Source organism: Subtercola lobariae (genome assembly GCF_014640255.1).
GTDB classification, from domain to species: Bacteria; Actinomycetota; Actinomycetes; order Actinomycetales; family Microbacteriaceae; genus Subtercola; species Subtercola lobariae.
This window is the reverse complement of the sequence record NZ_BMGP01000012.1, coordinates 1-15,063: the sequence shown is the minus strand read 5'-3', so window position 1 is coordinate 15,063 and position 15,063 is coordinate 1. Positions and strand designations below refer to the sequence as shown.

The 15,063-nt window shown below is 63.2% G+C and carries 17 protein-coding genes and 1 pseudogene; 13 read left to right on the top strand and 5 right to left on the bottom strand.

Features of this window, described 5'->3' with window-relative positions; translation table 11 throughout:
- Positions 1 to 94 precede the first annotated feature (94 nt).
- The gene (locus IEX24_RS19300) at positions 95 to 424 is read right to left on the bottom strand and encodes a hypothetical protein (RefSeq protein ID WP_188681409.1); all 330 of its coding nucleotides are present in this window, start codon (positions 422 to 424) and stop codon (positions 95 to 97) included.
- Between the two features lie 182 nt (positions 425 to 606).
- Between IEX24_RS19300 and IEX24_RS19900 the strand changes: the two genes are divergently transcribed.
- The 3 genes from IEX24_RS19900 (at position 607) to IEX24_RS19290 (ending at position 2,575) form a co-directional block, all read left to right on the top strand.
- Positions 607 to 729, top strand: coding sequence for a hypothetical protein (locus IEX24_RS19900; RefSeq protein ID WP_268236308.1), 123 nt, complete (start codon positions 607 to 609; stop codon positions 727 to 729).
- 526 nt (positions 730 to 1,255) lie between these two features.
- Positions 1,256 to 1,573 (top strand): GMC oxidoreductase, encoded by a 318-nt coding sequence (locus IEX24_RS19295; RefSeq protein WP_188681407.1) that lies wholly within the window; start codon positions 1,256 to 1,258, stop codon positions 1,571 to 1,573.
- 156 nt (positions 1,574 to 1,729) lie between these two features.
- Entirely contained in the window at positions 1,730 to 2,575 is an 846-nt protein-coding gene (locus tag IEX24_RS19290) for a patatin-like phospholipase family protein (RefSeq protein WP_188681404.1), read from the top strand.
- A gap of 33 nt (positions 2,576 to 2,608) precedes the next feature.
- Here IEX24_RS19290 and IEX24_RS19285 read toward each other — a convergent pair whose 3' ends face one another.
- Positions 2,609 to 3,778 (bottom strand): acyl-CoA dehydrogenase family protein, encoded by a 1,170-nt coding sequence (locus tag IEX24_RS19285; RefSeq protein ID WP_188681402.1) that lies wholly within the window; start codon positions 3,776 to 3,778, stop codon positions 2,609 to 2,611.
- A gap of 120 nt (positions 3,779 to 3,898) precedes the next feature.
- On the opposite strand from IEX24_RS19285, the gene IEX24_RS19280 reads away from it, so the two are divergent.
- From IEX24_RS19280 to IEX24_RS19250, 7 genes and pseudogenes are all read left to right on the top strand, one after another.
- Positions 3,899 to 4,462, top strand: coding sequence for a MaoC family dehydratase (locus tag IEX24_RS19280; RefSeq protein WP_188681400.1), 564 nt, complete (start codon positions 3,899 to 3,901; stop codon positions 4,460 to 4,462).
- Positions 4,459 to 5,334, top strand: a complete 876-nt coding sequence (locus IEX24_RS19275; protein WP_188681398.1) for an HpcH/HpaI aldolase/citrate lyase family protein — start codon at positions 4,459 to 4,461, stop codon at positions 5,332 to 5,334. The genes IEX24_RS19280 and IEX24_RS19275 overlap by 4 nt, the downstream gene beginning before the upstream one ends.
- Positions 5,331 to 6,479 (top strand): CaiB/BaiF CoA transferase family protein, encoded by a 1,149-nt coding sequence (locus IEX24_RS19270; protein WP_188681396.1) that lies wholly within the window; start codon positions 5,331 to 5,333, stop codon positions 6,477 to 6,479. The genes IEX24_RS19275 and IEX24_RS19270 overlap by 4 nt, the downstream gene beginning before the upstream one ends.
- Before the next feature lie 23 nt (positions 6,480 to 6,502).
- Positions 6,503 to 7,186 carry a GntR family transcriptional regulator gene (locus tag IEX24_RS19265; RefSeq protein ID WP_229715607.1) on the top strand — a complete coding sequence of 228 codons (684 nt, stop codon included), beginning with the start codon at positions 6,503 to 6,505 and terminating at the stop codon, positions 7,184 to 7,186.
- Between the two features lie 161 nt (positions 7,187 to 7,347).
- Positions 7,348 to 9,366: a flavin-containing monooxygenase gene (locus IEX24_RS19260; protein ID WP_188681394.1), complete on the top strand. Its 2,019-nt coding sequence runs from the start codon at positions 7,348 to 7,350 to the stop codon at positions 9,364 to 9,366.
- Between the two features lie 32 nt (positions 9,367 to 9,398).
- Positions 9,399 to 9,863, top strand: coding sequence for a nuclear transport factor 2 family protein (locus IEX24_RS19255; protein WP_188681391.1), 465 nt, complete (start codon positions 9,399 to 9,401; stop codon positions 9,861 to 9,863).
- Between the two features lie 275 nt (positions 9,864 to 10,138).
- A pseudogene (locus tag IEX24_RS19250) lies at positions 10,139 to 10,468 on the top strand (transposase); the annotation flags it as partial.
- Positions 10,469 to 10,857: 389 nt separating this feature from the next.
- Here the strand turns inward: IEX24_RS19250 and IEX24_RS19245 are convergent.
- Positions 10,858 to 11,484 carry a helix-turn-helix domain-containing protein gene (locus IEX24_RS19245; protein ID WP_188681390.1) on the bottom strand — a complete coding sequence of 209 codons (627 nt, stop codon included), beginning with the start codon at positions 11,482 to 11,484 and terminating at the stop codon, positions 10,858 to 10,860.
- Between the two features lie 47 nt (positions 11,485 to 11,531).
- Between IEX24_RS19245 and IEX24_RS19240 the strand changes: the two genes are divergently transcribed.
- The 3 genes from IEX24_RS19240 to IEX24_RS19230 all read left to right on the top strand — a co-directional run bounded on the left by IEX24_RS19240 (position 11,532) and on the right by IEX24_RS19230 (position 14,287).
- A complete protein-coding gene (locus IEX24_RS19240) occupies positions 11,532 to 12,443 on the top strand; it encodes a class I SAM-dependent methyltransferase (protein ID WP_188681388.1) in 912 nt (303 codons plus the stop codon).
- The gene (locus tag IEX24_RS19235) at positions 12,440 to 13,450 is read left to right on the top strand and encodes an NAD(P)/FAD-dependent oxidoreductase (RefSeq protein WP_188681386.1); all 1,011 of its coding nucleotides are present in this window, start codon (positions 12,440 to 12,442) and stop codon (positions 13,448 to 13,450) included. Before IEX24_RS19240 ends, IEX24_RS19235 begins: the two co-directional genes overlap by 4 nt.
- 255 nt (positions 13,451 to 13,705) lie before the next feature.
- On the top strand, positions 13,706 to 14,287 hold the full coding sequence (locus IEX24_RS19230) for a recombinase family protein (protein WP_188681384.1): 582 nt from the start codon (positions 13,706 to 13,708) through the stop codon (positions 14,285 to 14,287).
- A gap of 102 nt (positions 14,288 to 14,389) precedes the next feature.
- Here IEX24_RS19230 and IEX24_RS19770 read toward each other — a convergent pair whose 3' ends face one another.
- Together IEX24_RS19770 and IEX24_RS19220 are read right to left on the bottom strand one after the other, a co-directional pair.
- Positions 14,390 to 14,698 (bottom strand): transposase, encoded by a 309-nt coding sequence (locus tag IEX24_RS19770; RefSeq protein ID WP_203586081.1) that lies wholly within the window; start codon positions 14,696 to 14,698, stop codon positions 14,390 to 14,392.
- Between the two features lie 210 nt (positions 14,699 to 14,908).
- Positions 14,909 to 15,063, bottom strand: a 155-nt coding sequence (locus IEX24_RS19220; protein WP_188681382.1) for an NAD(P)(+) transhydrogenase (Re/Si-specific) subunit beta, incomplete at its 5' end; no start/stop codon positions are given.

Sequence of the window (15,063 nt, the reverse complement as noted above, 5' to 3'; positions counted from 1 at the left end):
CGTCAACGGAGTCCAACACCAACCGGATCGCCCGCTCTTTCAACTCGGGTGGATACTTCTTCATCGCTGGCATGATTCTTACCCTTTCAGGGGATCAAGAACCTCCATTAAACCCGGGGCTAGACACCCGGTCGGTGCGCTGCGAAATGCGGACACTGGCCGCGAGTTGCCCAGCAATGCCTAGAAGGTAACTCAGCAATGTCGAGGCCGCATCGAAGAGCTCTTCATCGCGAACGCCGAGAGGTTGCAGCCTGCTACCGATCTCTAGGAACATCTCAAGGACAGCGGTTTGCCCGGGTTCGCGTGCGAGCTGCGCGCCGGCCCAAGGATGCGCCTGGATCGCGTCGAAAACACCCATCATGAGCGATCGGATGGACTCTTCCGGTGTCGTCTCGATAGCGATGCCGCCAATCACGTCAGCCACGATGAAGTCCACCGCAGTTCGGAGAAGTTCATCTCTGCTGCCGACGTGATAGAAAATTGCGCCCGATCCCGTTTCTAGCGACGCGGCGAGACTGCGGGTGGTGAGACCGCCCTCGCCAGTTTGGATCAGCGATCTACTGCTACCGAAATCGCTCTGAGAAGCAGACGAACAAGGAGAAGTCCATGAATACCAATCAGCCAGGTGTGGTGTTGCGCTTCCAGGCGAAGCCAGGCAAGGGCGACGAGTTATTCCAGCTCTGCAATGACCTTCACTTCACGGGAGATCCGGTCGTCTTCTCCAGCTGATCGCCGCCTAGGTCAAACTACGCCCACACGGTTGCTGAGAAGCCTCTGGCGGCGGCCATGTTGAGCTCCTCGCTCCCTAAGAACGTTCTGCAATCGCCGCTCGCTATCAGTCTTTACTGCCGGGATGTGCTGACGCCGCAGATGAGGAAGGCAAACTCTTCGTCGAAGATCCTGCGGTGCAACAGTTCGAAGCCTCAGGCCTCGGGCTGCTAGAACCAAGGATCTGGCCGCCTCGGATAACTAAAGGCTAATGAGGCAGCCCCCGGTAGACAGCTGGCATGTGAATCGCTTCGATAGTTGGCCACGTTTTGACAGCATTGTTCGGCAACCCTCTTGCGCGTGAGTCGATGCTAGACGCTCATGGTCGCCTCGATGGGGGCCTCTCAGTCGAGGTGTGAGATGACGAAATTCGTTACGGCTAGCGCTGCGCCGACGAAGGCGATGGGGGCCACGATCCATCCTGTGCCCCCGAGTCGACGACTACATTGACCACGACAGGGAGCGAATCGCTTTCACTCCGTCGACGGTGAAGAACGGCACAGCGCGCGAGGTTCTCGCAGCGAGCCCGGTCGCCGACTACATTGTCGACGAGGATTTCCCGGGCTCTGCTGTCACGAGTCCTGACGAGGTGGTCGCGTATGTGCTGGCCACTAGTGGCGCCGGGCTTTGCCACGCCATCGGAGCGAATGGCATGGGGCCGAACGACGACGATGTGGTGGGTGCGCGGCTGCGCGTGCGCGGAGTGCAGGAACTCAGAGTGGCCGATGCCTCGGTGCTTCCCGTGCAGGTCGCCGGCAATACCGCGGCGCCGACAATAGTCGTGGGATGGATCGCCGCCGACTGATCCTCGCCGACCACGAGCCAGCCCGCGTGCACAGGGCGTCAGCCGTTCCCCCAGCGGCATCGCTCACGACTGGCCGCACGAGATAGCCGCGGGAGCCGACCCTTCTGGCTCTCTATAGACTATATTTTTATTTGAGAGCAGATTGGAAGGTCACTGATGACCTCGACTTCGAACACGCGCGCCGTCGTCCTGGGCGGCGGCGGGATCACCGGTATCTCATGGGAGATCGGCATCATCGCTGGGCTCGCCGACGGCGGAATCGATCTCACAAACGCAGACGCCCTGTACGGCACCTCGGCCGGATCGTTTACCGCTGCACTCATTGCCTCAGGGGAGGACATGGAGACTCGCTACCGGGCCCAGTTCGAGCCGGACGAGACGGAGGTGACGGTTGCGATGTCGACAGATATCATCGAGGCATACACGGCCGCGATCACGCAGAACTACGGGCGGGCAGTCCCCCTGGCCCGGGCCTTCGGCCGGATAGCGATGGCAGCGGAGACGATCAGCCCGGAGAGACGGCTCGAGGTCGTGAAAGCCCGACTCGGTATCTCCGACTGGCCGGACGACCGGCTCCACATGACGGCAATCGACGCCGAGACCGGCGAACTGGTCGTTCTCGATCGGTCTTCGGGGCTGACCCTGACGGAAGCGGCGAACGCGACAGGCGCGGTACCCGGGATCTGGCCTATGGTCGAGGCAGGTGGCCGGAAGTGGATCGACGGGGGCATGCTCTCGCCGGCGAATCCGCAGCTCGCAGCCGGGTACGACAGCGCCATCATCATTGCGCCGGCGCCCGAGTCGAGCGGTGGTTTCCCGAGCGTCGATCAGACAGCGGCCGAGCTGCGGGCGGCGGGCGGGCTGGTCACCGTGATCGTTCCGAACAGCGATGCCATCGACGCGATCGGGCCAAACCCGTTCGATATCTCGCGGCGGGGCGGATGCGCCGAAGCGGGTCGCCGGCAGGGTCTCGCCGCGGCCACCGCGGTCACCGGCTGGTAGGTCGCGAGCCTCTCGACCGGGCCGGCCGACCTATCAGTAGGTCCGGGGCATTCCGAGAACCTTGGAGCCGATGAAAGTCTTGATGAGGTTGTTGTTGATCGGGGCGACCTGATACATCCGGGTCTCGCGGAACTTGCGCTCGATGTCGTATTCGTCGACGAACCCGTAGCCGCCGTAGGTGTTCAGGCACGCGTTCGCAGCCTCCCAGCTTGCTTCGGAACTGAGGTACTTGGCCATGTTCGCCTCGGGGCCGCAGGGCTCGTCCTGATCGAAGAGTCGGGCCGCCTCGAATCGCATCAGATCAGCAGACCTCACCTTCATGTAGGCCTCTGTGATCGGGAATTGTACGCCCTGGTTGACGCCGATCTGCCGGTCGAAGACGACGCGTGTACCGGCGTACGTGCTGGCGCGTTCAGTGAACCAGTACCCGTCTCCGACAGCCTCGGCAGCGAGCAGGATCCGCTCTGCATTCCAGCTGTCGAGCACGTACCGGAAACCGGATCCGACCTCGCCGATGACGGAGGACTTTGGCAGCCGCATGCCTTCGTAGAAGATCTGGTTGGTCGCGTAATTCATCATTGTGTTGACCTTCACGACGCGCATCGACTCGGGCTGTTCGGCGCGGACCTGCCGCAGGTCGACGAGGAAGAGTGTCATTCCATCGGTCTTGACCTCGGATTTCGCAGTCGTACGGGCCAGGAGCAGCATCAGGTCAGACTCTTCGACGCGACTGGTCCACGTCTTGTGGCCGGTCACGATGAAGTCGTCGCCGACCGTTTCTGCTCTCGTCTCGATGTTGGTCGTGTCTGATCCTGCATCCTCCGTGATTGAGAACGCCTGGAGCCGCAGGTCACCTGCGGCGATGGCCGGGAGGTAGAGCGACTTCTGCTCTTCGCTGCCGTGCCGGAGGAGCGAACCCATCGTGTACATCTGGGCGTGGCACGCGGCGGAGTGCCCGCCGGAGTGATTGATCTCTTCGAGGATGACACTCCCCTCAGTGATGCCGAGACCCATACCGCCGTACTCGGCCGGCACGAGCGCGGCCAGGAGGCCCGACTCGGTCAGAGCGTCGACGAACTCCTGTGGGTATCGCCTGTTCCGGTCTGTTTCGCGCCAGTACGCGTCGTCGAATGCCGAGCAGAGCTGGCGGGTCCGGGCCCGAAGCTCGACGAGTGTCGTCAGGGGCTGCACGGTGACTGTCATGGCGTCCTCACTGCGCCGATAACCTACCGGCCATGCTAAATAGTATATATTCAGAAGTGACAGTGAAGCGAAGAGCTGCGCTGGTCTGATGGCGGAGACACCGAGGACGAGGGAGAACTCATGAGCGACAACGACTCTCTGAGAGTGGTTCCAGGTTGGACAGGACGCTTCTACGAAGACTTCGCTGTAGGTGATATCTACTATCACCCGATGGCGCGAACGCTCACCGACGCAGACAATCAGTGGTTCACGTTGATGACGCAGAACACCTCGAAGACGCATCTGGATGCGAATTTCGCGCTGCAGACCGAATACGGCCGGCCGCTGATGAACTCGACGCTGACCCTCGCCCTCGTCACTGGCCAGTCGACCATCGACCTTTCGTTCAACGTCTTTGCGAACCTCGGCTGGGACGAGGTCCGGTGCCCGGTGCCGGTATTCGCGGGAGACACGATCTACTCGCGATCGACCGTGATCTCCCTTCGGCCATCCGGCTCGAGGCCCCAGATCGGCATCGTCACCGTCGCGACGGAGGGCTACAACCAGGACGGCGTGGTCGTGCTCGGTTTTCGTCGTGCCTTCATGGTGTATCGACGAGGCGAGGGGCCCAGCACAGTCGGTTCGCGCCCCGATGAAGCGTCGCTTCTGAAGTTAGCCGGTGGCGGAACGGCGAGTGTCGCATGAGAATGGGTCCAGAGGCCGATTCTGCAGCCTCGCTCAGCTACCTCTTCGTTCCGGGCGATCGACCGGAACGGTTTCGCAAAGCGTACGACACCAGCGCGGATCGGGTGATCATCGACCTCGAGGACGCCGTCGCGCCGGGCGCAACAGTCAGCGCGAGGAGGAACGTCGTCGCCGCGCTCAGTGGTGTCGATCGCCTCGACGGAGCAGGAACCATCGCCGCGTACGTCCGCGTCAATGGAGCGGACACGAAGGCCTTCGCCGATGACATCGAGGCGCTTCGCGCCATCGCCATCGAACCGCGAAACGGGCTCCGCGGAATCGTGCTCGCGAAGGCCGAGTGTCCCGCAGCGGTCTCGCGCGTCAGAGAAGCGTTCGCCGCGGAGATCGCCGTCGTGCCCCTCATCGAATCCGCTCTCGGCCTCATCCACGCCCTCGAGATCGCGCAGAGCGTTGCGCAGACCGAGGGAATCGACCGGCTCGCGTTTGGTGCCGTGGACTTCTCCCTCGACATCGGGGCCGAGCCTCTTGACGAGAACCTCGACTATGCCAGGTCGCAGCTCGTGATCGCGTCGCGGGTGGCGAACCTTGCCGGGCCGCTGGAGTCGCCGTCGCTGGAGATCGATGACACCGATGCGGTCGAGCGGGCGGCCAGACGAGCGAAGGGGCGGGGGTTCGGCGGCATGCTCGCGATCCATCCGGCTCAGCTGCCAGCCATTAAGGCCGGCTTCGCACCGTCTGCTGGCGAGGTCGACTGGGCGAAGGCCATTCTGAAGGTCGAAGGTGGAGCCGGGCGTGTCGACGGCCGCTTGGTCGATCGGCCCCTGTTCGAACGGGCCAGGAGAATCCTTAAAGACGCCAGGGTCTGGAAATGAAGCGGCTTCCGCTGGCCGGGCTCACCGTGGTGTCGCTCGAGCAAGCCGTCGCCGCTCCGTTTGCCACTCGTCAGCTCGCCGATCTGGGGGCACGGGTGATCAAGATCGAGCGGGACACCGGCGACTTCGCTCGCGGCTACGACTCGCGGGTCGAGGGCATGGCGAGCTACTTCGTCTGGCTGAACCGCAGCAAGGAGAGCGTCGTCCTCGACCTGAAGTCGACCGCGGGCCTTGACGCCCTCACCACGCTCGTGAGCCGCGCCGACATCTTCGTTCAGAACCTGGCGCCGGGTGCGGTCGACCGGCTCGGCCTCGGCGGTGAACAGGCCCTCGCGCTCAACCCCCGCCTGATCCACACATCCATCTCGGGGTACGGTCACGGCGGCGAGTACGAAGACAAGAAGGCGTACGACCTTCTGATCCAGTGCGAGGCCGGGCTCCTGAGTGTCACCGGCACGCCGGAGGCTCCGGCGAAGGTCGGCATCTCGATTGCCGACATCTCGGCCGGCATGTATGCCTATTCCGGTATTCTGACCGCCCTGCTGCAGCGCTCTGCGACGGGCCTCGGAGATGTCATCGAGGTCTCCATGCTCGAAGCTCTCGGCGAGTGGATGGGGCAGCCCTACTTCTACGCTGAATTCGGCGGTACGCAGCAGCCCAGGAGCGGCGCCAGCCACGCGACGATCGCCCCCTACGGGCCCGTCGAGACCAGCGAGGCTCCCGTGTTCTTCGGCATTCAGAACGAGCGGGAGTGGGTTCGCTTCTGCAGTCAGGTGCTCGGAGACGATGAGATAGCACGCGATCTGCGGTTCGTAGACAATAGTTCGCGCGTCGCCAACCGAGCAGCCCTCGACGAGGAGATCCGGCGGGCATTCTCTCGGCTGAGAACCGAAGAAGCCCTGGCCAGGCTCGATCGGGCCGGCATCGCGAACGCGGCGCTCCGCGACATGCAGCAATTCTCGGCGCACCCGCAGCTGGCAGCTCGGGACCGTTGGCGGGACGTCGACTCGCCCGTTGGTCCCCTGCGCTCGCTGATTCCCCCCGTCACATCACGCGAGTCCGGATTCAGAATGGATGCGGTCCCCGCTCTCGGTGAACACACCGAGGCCGTTCTGGCCGAGCTGGCGACGCTTGCGTCGCGCTAGTCTCGATAGTGGAGGCGCCGCCAATGACCATGAACGCTCGAGACGTCTCGACGAAGAAAACGCAGCTCAGCGAAGACGCGTCGACGTATGTTCGAAACCTGATCATGGCCGGCGAACTGCTGCCCGGCGCATCCGTGCGGCCAGAGGCCATCGGTGAAGCGCTCGACATCTCGGCAACCCCGGCTCGCGAAGCCCTTCAGGTGCTCCGCGTCGAGGGCTTCCTCGAGCTGCTTCCCCGCCGGGGCTTCATCGTCGCTCCGCTGACGGGTGACGACATCCGTGACCTCTTCCGGGCGAACGCTCTGATCGCCGGAGAACTCGCCGCTCGAGCGGCCGACGTCGCGACACCCGATGATGTCGCGGAGCTGGAGGCGCTCCACCACGAACTCCTCGCTGCAGCCAGCCGACGGGACTTCGAAGCGCTAGAGGAAAAGAATTTCAGATTCCACCGCCAGATCAACCACATGGCCGAATCGCGCAAACTCGGCTGGGTACTCGGAGTCATCGAGCGCTACGTGCCGAGCCTGTTCTACGCGTCGATCGAGGGCTGGCCGGCTGCTACCGCCGATGACCATTCGACCATCCTCGAAAGCATCAGAGCACAGGACGCCGAGGGTGCCCGCGTCGCAATGGCGAGCCACATGGCCCACGCCGGCGAACTTCTCGCCGCTCAATTCGACAAGCGGTCGGCCGCACCTCTCGCCTGAGCACCTCACCGGCGCCTCTCTCTAGGCAAAAATAGAGTCTTATTAGCCCATCTTCGCCCTATACAGCCGGGGTTTTAGAGCAGATCTTGCTTTTGTTCTCGAACAATATAGAATGTATAGATCAATTGAGATGGTGACCTGCTCGACGAGGAGAAGAGAATATGTCCGAGGGAAACCTGCGTGCACAGTTCACGCACCATGTGAAGAAGTCGGTTGTCTCGGCCGATGAGCTTCGCCGCCACGCCCGTGCTGCGCAGACGAACCAGCTCCTGCTGGTCGCTGTGCACGTGACCGGTGACGTGTCCCTGCTGGACCGATACGCGGGAAGGATCGCTCCAGCGGTATCGCTGACGGGCCGCTCCACCTCCCCCGCAGGCGAAGCAGAGGCGCCGGAAGTCCGTGAAGAGCTCCTCGCTCGCATCGAGAGTGTGCTCACGAGCGAGGACCAGGCCCACTACCTGGGTGTCGAGGATTCGGAATTGTTTCAACGCCTCAGCGCGCTGGCCGCAGGATTCGAGGTTCCTGCGACGCACGCGGGGATGAACCGTGAGCAAGCCGGCTTCGTGCCTGATCAGCGAGCGATCATCCCGACGAAGACGCCGTCGAAGACCCTCAATCTTGCCATCATCGGCGCTGGCATGACCGGCATTGACGCAGCTATTAAGGCCGCCGATCGCGGTTTCGAGTACGAGATCTTCGACGCGGAGGCAGGCATCGGGGGCCTGTGGTGGTCTCAGAGCTATCCGGGCGTCGCGGTCGACACGCCTGCGATGTACTACTCCCTCTCCTGGGAGGTGACGTCGAACTGGAGCCGGTTCTTCCCGGTCGGCGAGGAGTACCAGCACTATCTGCAGGGGATCGCGGAGAAGTACGGCCTGCTCGAGCGGACTCACTTCAACTCCGAGATCACCCGCATGGAGTGGTTCGACGAGGAGCAGGTCTGGGAGCTGACGGTGCTCTCGACCGTGGACAACACCTCCCGCGTGGTGCGAGCTGCCGCTGTGGTCACTGCCACCGGCCACCTGAACCGGGCGAAGTATCCGAACGTGTCGGGTATCGAGACGTTCGCGGGCGAGTCTGTCCACACGGGAACGTGGCGCGACGTCGAGCTCGACGGCAAACGCGTGGCCTGTGTCGGTGTCGGTGCAGCGGGCATCCAGATCGTCTCGAGCGTCGCCGCCCGAACATCACACCTGTCAGTGTTCCAACGTCAAGCGCACTGGGTCTCTCCGAACACCGTCGGCGAAGGCATCGTGAGCGAGAGCGAGCACTGGCTTCGCGAGCACCTGCCGTACTACCTGCAGTGGGCGCGGTTCACGATATTCGCTCAGGTCAACGCGTTCAGTCACCTCATGAACGAGGTCGACGAAGAATGGATGAGCGCCCATCCCGACTCCGTGTCAATCTCGGCGATGAACGACCTCGCCATGAAAGCCAGCCTCAACTACATCAACGACACCTTCGGCGAAGGTTCGGAGTTGGCAATCAAGCTGACGCCCGACTTCCCGTACGGCGGAAAACGTCCTGTGCGCGATCCGAAAGACTATGTCGCGGGTGGGTACTACTACTCGCTGGCCCAGCCGAACGTCGATCTCATCACCACCCCGATCGCCCGCGTGGTTCCGGAGGGCATTGTGACGGCCGACGGCGCGCTCGTCGAGCTTGATGTCATCATCTGGGCAACGGGCATGACCCTCGAGTGGCTCGCACCGGTCGAGATCATCGGCCGCGACGGCATCCGCCTCAGCGACGTGTGGGCGAACAACAACCCGCGGAGTTACCTCGGCGGAACGGTTCCGGCATTCCCGAACCTCTTCATCAACGACGGGCCCAACACGGGTGTCGCGAACGGCGGTGGCGGCCACAACTTCATGGCCGAGACGGTGAACCACTACATCTTCGAGGCCCTGCAGCTGCTCGTCGAGAACGACGCCGCTTCCATTGAAGTGACGCAGGAGGCTCACGACCAGCACAACGAGGAGATTGAGCGGCTCATGGCCGATCTGCTCTGGGCTCACGACACGACCGCCGACACGTACTACCGCAACGAGTCGGGCCGGATCATCCTGCCGAGCCCGTTCCTGCCCGAAGTTCTCTGGCAGCTGAGCCAGACCCCCGACGAGAGCAAGTTCCGCCTGACGACTTCTGTTCGCCTCGAAACCTCCATCACCACGAAATAGACATCCATCACAACGAAGTAAGGAGAATGCACATGAGTACACGAATGACAGCAGAAGAGGTCGTCCGCGCCTGGAACGACTGCTACACCACCCACGACATCGACGGCGCCCTGGCCTACATGTCCGAAGACTTCCAACGGTTCGGCGACAGCACGAACTGGGCGCCCACAGGAAAGCAGGCCTGGGGCGACCAGATGAAAGGGTTCATGGTCGCGTTCCCCGATTGGACCTGGGATCTCAACAGTATCCATGCCGTGAACGAGAACCTCGTCGTCTGCGAGTTTCTGGAGTACGGCACCTGGACCGCCGACTTCGAGCTCGCCCCGGGTCTCGTCCTGCCAGCGACCGGTGAGCGATACGAGGACCACAACGGAGATTGGATTACCGTCAACGACGACGGTCTCATCTCCGAGATCCGCGCCTACATCACCACCAACTTCGATCGGACCTTCCATCTCGAAAGCAAACTCACCGCGCTCATGGGCGGTGGTCAATAACCGCGTAGCTCAAGGCTCAGTGAGAACCCATCTCCAGGTCGCGGCACCGCGTTGCGAATCTCAGCGCTCGGTGAATCTCTGAGCCGCAACGATGCGCCGTGCGCTCCTACAAGATCCAGTTCGAGCTGGAACGCGTTTCACAAAGAGCGACTTCTCGCTTAGTAGTGCCCCTGGAGTGGCTTAGCTCGGCGGTTGTGGTTCGCGTGGTGGACATGGGCGCGGTCACCGCAATCCTTCGAGGAAACTCCTATATCCCACTCGAAGGCATCAACACGATGACCGCTCCTCATATTGTCGAACCTGCCGGGCTGCTCAGCGAAGCGTCGGGCGACGCGTCCGCGGATCTGATTCGTAGCCTGCTGCAAACGATGACGAGCGCGTTTCTCTCTGCCGAAGCTGACGCGGTCGTCGGTGCGGAGTGGGGTAAACCGAGCCCTCACCGGACGGCCCAACGAAACGGCTACCGGCACCTCGACCTCGACACCGACACCAGGGTCGGTACCATCGAGGTCGCCGTGCCGAAGCTGCGGCAGGGCACGTATTTCCCGGAATGGCTGCTCGAACGCCGTAAACGTGCCGAGGCCGCGATGATCACCGTCATCTCAGTTGGCTCTCGCGACCGAGGATGTCCCCGTGCCTATGCGCGGGCAGGTGAAGCTGGCGCGAGCCATGTTGCTGAACCGCTCACAAAACCGTGGGGGCCAGGTCGTTGCCTACGTAAAAGATCTCAACCGCATCCTCGTCGAGCTCAGCTCACCAATGGACAGCTAAACACCAACCAACCGCGATGACCCTAGGCGGCCGTGCCCAGCCGACGGTCCGTCGCAGAAACTGTCTTCGACAGGACGCGACAGTTGCCTCGGACATCTAAAGGTGAATGAGGCACGCCTCTCCCCCGGAATCAGTAGACAGAAGCCGCAGGTGCATAGTTTTGTGCTGCTTGGCAATGTTCGGTTATCGCTAATGGCGGGTCGTTGTGCGCGGGCGCCAAAGTTCATCGTTCGGTGTCGTTGGTTGCGACCTGCGTGTCGGTCTTCTCGTGGTCGCGCGGAGACCGCCGTTGGCCGGGGAGGTGGGCCCTCTCGCCGTCATGGTCGAAGATTGTGAGGATCTCGGCGGGCCCTTCGTGTGCGTGAATCGAGTGCGGAGTCATTGTCGGGAACTCTGCCGCTTGCCCGTCGCGAACCAGAATGGTGCGCTCTCCCAGGTGGAGTCGGATGGTCCCGCTGAGAACGGTGAACCATTCGTAGCCGGGATGCACGCCGGGCTCGCCCGTTTCACGCTCAGGGGTGATGCGCATCTTGGCGACGGTGACTCCCCGGCGGTCCCGCTCCCGTGAGAGCAGCCATGTCGTCGAACCCGGTCGGGATTCCGGTTCGGGTCGAATTACGACGTCGTCGTCGCCTTCAGGCTCGACGAGCTGATCGAGTGTCGTGCCGAGCGCGGCGGCGATGGGCACGAGCTGGTCGAGGGCGATCCGCCGATGGCCTGTCTCAATGCGGCTCAGCGTCGACGCTGAAAGATGGCAGCGAGCGGCTAGCGTGTCGAGGGTCCACCCCCGTGCGATTCGCAGGCCACGGATGCGCTGTCTGACAATCTCGTCAAGTGGTTCTTGCGTCATACGCAAAAGCATATGCGCGATAAGCAGTTACTTGTTAACGTAGGCGCATGACCTCGATGAAACAGGCCGCGCACGACCACCATCACACCCGCCCCGGGCACGGACCCGCGCCCCGGAACGACGGCGACCTCGCCGAGCTCCTCGATCTGGACGCAGTCCATGCCGCCCCGTTCCTCCGCGAAGCCCTCGAGGCCGCGGCGGCTGCGCTGGGCCGGGATCCACGCGAGGTCGTCGACCTCGGTGCCGGAACCGGGACAGGCACTGTCGCCCTCGCGAACCGTTTCGCCGAGGCACGTGTTCACGCCCTCGACGCGTCGGCGGGCATGCTCGAACGCGTCCGCGCATCCTCGTCGAAATCGGGTGTCTCGAGTCGGGTCGAGACGCACCTCGTCGACCTCGACGACGACTGGCCGGCCGGCCTGCCAGGCTCGGTCGACCTCGCGTGGGCTGCGCTGTCGCTTCATCACGCGACTGACGCCACGCGGGTGCTGAAGGAGACGTTCGACCTACTGCGGCCCGGCGGTGTCGCTGTCCTGAGCGAGTTCACCGGATCAACCGCCTACAGCCCTGCCAGCCTCGGAACGACCTCTGCGACGCTCGGCGAACACCTGGTCGGTGCTCTGGCGGCCCGCGGCTATCCGGTGGCCGCCGACTGGTCGAAGGCGCTCAGGGTGGCCGGCTTCGCCCCGGTCGAGCGGCAGGAAGTGGCGATCTCGGTTTCATCGGCACCGGCTGACGGCGCACGGTTCCTCGAACTCCAACTGGCGCGCAGCCGACAGCTGCTCGCCGACGACCTCGGTCCCGACGACCTCGCTGCCATCGACGCGGCGCTCGTGTCGCTCGCCTCAAGCCTTCCCGCCGGCTCACCTATCCACTACACCTCGGGTCGTGTCTTCTGGGTGGCGGTCCGCCCGGACGACCGCGAGGCAGACACCATCGCAACCGGAGTCGACCGATGAGCGAGAAAATCCAGGCCGACGTGGTCGTCGTCGGTGGCGGCGCGGCGGGACTGGCCGCAGCCGTCGCTCTCGCCCGTTCCCGGCGCGGCGTGGTCGTCATCGACGCGGGGCAACCACGCAACGCGTCCGCGGCAGGCGCTCACAACGTTCTCGGGCAGGAGGGAGTCGCCCCCGCGGAGCTCCTCGCCCGCGGTCGAGCAGAGGCCACGGCCTACGGAGCACGCATCGTGTCCGGAGTCGCGACCGGAGCCTCCGGCACAGTCGACGACTTCACGATCGAGGTTGACGACGGGCGGATGCACGTCACGGCTCGCAGGGTCGTCCTCGCGACCGGGCTGGTGGACAAATTGCCGGACATGCCCGGGGCCGAAGCGGCCTGGGGGCGGACCGTGCTGCACTGCCCGTTCTGCCACGGCTGGGAGGTGCGCGACCACCGCATTGCCGTGCTCGGCCGCAACGAGAACGCGATCCATCAGGTGCTCCTCTTCCGGCAGCTCAGCGAGAATGTCACCCTGTTCCTCCACGATGCTCAGGAGCCCAGCGACGAGCAAAGGGAGCAGCTCGCTGCCCTGAATGTACGAGTCGTCACACCCCGAGTGGAGCGACTGCTGGTGGACGGCACGTCGGTCCGAGCCGTCGAGATCGAGGGCGGTAAGACATTCGAGATGGACGCCGTTGTAGTCGCCCCAGTGTTCCTCGCGCGGACCGAACTGTTCGAGGCACTCGGAGGTGTGCCTGCGGCGACGCCGTTCGGTCAGCAGATCGCCGTCGATCCCCGCGGTCAGACCTCGGTGCCGGGCGTGTGGGCGGCCGGTAACGCGAGTGATCTGTCGGCGATGGTGGTCGCCTCGGCCGCGGCCGGCCTCATGGCCGGCGCGGCCATTCATGGCGACCTTGCCATGTCCGACCTGGCGCGAACCGTGAATGAGCGACGAGACTCGTTCTCAGCTGCTCGAGAGGCCGAGAAATGGGATCGGATCCTCGGCGACCGCCGACATGGGCTCTGACCGACCTAAAGTAACGAAAGGGTGAGGGCCTGCGCGACGGGTGCGGACACCGCCTCTTCAGAAGCCGAGTCTGAATGGAGACACGGTCCGAAAGCTTCTGTCTCGAAAACCTAAAGGTTTATGAGGCACTACACTCCCCGGTAGCCGGTCATTGAAAAGCCCGGAATCACGCGGATGCTCGTTGTCTCGGAAACTCGTCTCATAGTCGTGCGTGTCTCAAGCCCGTTTCTAGGGGTTTTGAGGCAGGATGGCGGCATGCGGCTTTTGGGGTACACACGTGTCAGCACCGCGGCGCAGGATGCGCAGCTGCAGATCGATGCGCTCGTAAAAATGGGCGTCCAACAGCGCGATATCTTCTCCGACGTCACATCCGGGACGAAGGTCGCCGCGAGCAGACCGGCGATGAGCCGGCTCCTCGAGCACGCTGTAGAGGGCGACACTGTGGTTGTGTGGCGTATCGACAGGCTCGGCCGATCCCTGATCGATGTGTTGAACACGGTGAAGTCGCTGCAGCAGGTCGGCATCAACGTGCGATCAGTCTCGGACGGCATCGATCCGTCGACGAAGACCGGCCGGATGATGCTCGGTATGCTCGCAACCCTGGCGGAATACGAACGAGAGCTCATCGTCGAACGCGTCAACGCCGGCATCACCGTGGCACAAGCTGCCGGCACCCGATTCGGCAGACCAGTCAGCGACCCGAAGATAATCGCGGAGAAACTCGAGATCGCTCGGACCGCTCGCCAAGCCGGAAAGACGGCAACAGAAGCAGGCCAGCTAGTCGGGTGGTCACGCGCCACCTTAGGGTCTGCTGCACGAGTAGGTGACAGTTTCTAGTCACGCAGCCAGTGTCCCGTAGCCACCGGTAGTAGGGCTGACGAGAGAGCTTGAGTACCCGACACACCACCGCGACAGGGATCCCTGAGGCGGCGAGCTCAGTCACGAGCGGGTAGAACCTTTTCCCGGCAGATTCGCCTGCGACAAATACGCCGCCGCCCGCCGTAACACCTCGTTCTCCTGCTCCAGGAGCCGAATCGGCTTGCGTACTTCATGGAGTTCCGCGGCCTCGGTTCTCGTCTGACCTGGCTTATCGCCGACATCGGTCGCAGCGCGCTGCAATCCCTTCTGCAACGTCATCGTGTGAATCCCGAAATCCTTCGCGATCTGCTCGATCGTGACACCAGGCTCACGGTTCCTCGCAACACGAACCACGTCGTCACGGAACTCTCTTGAATAAGGCTTAGGCACAACAACATCCTTCCGGGCTGCCCTCCAGGCAAGCCAACTCAGATGTCACCTATCCGTGCAGCAGACCCTTCGAGGCCAAGCTAGTCGATTTACTCACCGCTGGTCTGCCTTCTTTCGACCTGACTGTTAACGCCGACCGAACATGGTAGTAATGTCGGTGGGCTTTAACACCTGACCGGTGCGCATCGGGCATGGCAATTCGTTCCCTATTCAGACGCGTACGTTGGCGAGGGCTCTGACGATTTCTTCGACTTGGGTCTTGGCGTCACCGAAGAGCATGCGGGTGTTGTCTCGGTAGAACAGGGGGTTCGCGACACCCGCATAACCCGCAGCCATCGAGCGTTTGAAGACGATGACTTCGTCGG

What these genes read in the sequence shown, in the direction of transcription:
- IEX24_RS19900 (WP_268236308.1), top strand. Translation starts at nt 607, where the DNA reads ATGAATACCAATCAGCCAGGTGTGGTGTTGCGCTTCCAGGCGAAGCCA.
- IEX24_RS19290 (WP_188681404.1), top strand. Translation starts at nt 1,730, where the DNA reads ATGACCTCGACTTCGAACACGCGCGCCGTCGTCCTGGGCGGCGGCGGG.
- IEX24_RS19285 (WP_188681402.1), bottom strand. Translation starts at nt 3,778, where the DNA reads ATGACAGTCACCGTGCAGCCCCTGACGACACTCGTCGAGCTTCGGGCC.
- IEX24_RS19280 (WP_188681400.1), top strand. Translation starts at nt 3,899, where the DNA reads ATGAGCGACAACGACTCTCTGAGAGTGGTTCCAGGTTGGACAGGACGC.
- IEX24_RS19275 (WP_188681398.1), top strand. Translation starts at nt 4,459, where the DNA reads ATGAGAATGGGTCCAGAGGCCGATTCTGCAGCCTCGCTCAGCTACCTC.
- IEX24_RS19270 (WP_188681396.1), top strand. Translation starts at nt 5,331, where the DNA reads ATGAAGCGGCTTCCGCTGGCCGGGCTCACCGTGGTGTCGCTCGAGCAA.
- IEX24_RS19265 (WP_229715607.1), top strand. Translation starts at nt 6,503, where the DNA reads ATGACCATGAACGCTCGAGACGTCTCGACGAAGAAAACGCAGCTCAGC.
- IEX24_RS19260 (WP_188681394.1), top strand. Translation starts at nt 7,348, where the DNA reads ATGTCCGAGGGAAACCTGCGTGCACAGTTCACGCACCATGTGAAGAAG.
- IEX24_RS19255 (WP_188681391.1), top strand. Translation starts at nt 9,399, where the DNA reads ATGAGTACACGAATGACAGCAGAAGAGGTCGTCCGCGCCTGGAACGAC.
- IEX24_RS19245 (WP_188681390.1), bottom strand. Translation starts at nt 11,484, where the DNA reads ATGACGCAAGAACCACTTGACGAGATTGTCAGACAGCGCATCCGTGGC.
- IEX24_RS19240 (WP_188681388.1), top strand. Translation starts at nt 11,532, where the DNA reads ATGACCTCGATGAAACAGGCCGCGCACGACCACCATCACACCCGCCCC.
- IEX24_RS19235 (WP_188681386.1), top strand. Translation starts at nt 12,440, where the DNA reads ATGAGCGAGAAAATCCAGGCCGACGTGGTCGTCGTCGGTGGCGGCGCG.
- IEX24_RS19230 (WP_188681384.1), top strand. Translation starts at nt 13,706, where the DNA reads ATGCGGCTTTTGGGGTACACACGTGTCAGCACCGCGGCGCAGGATGCG.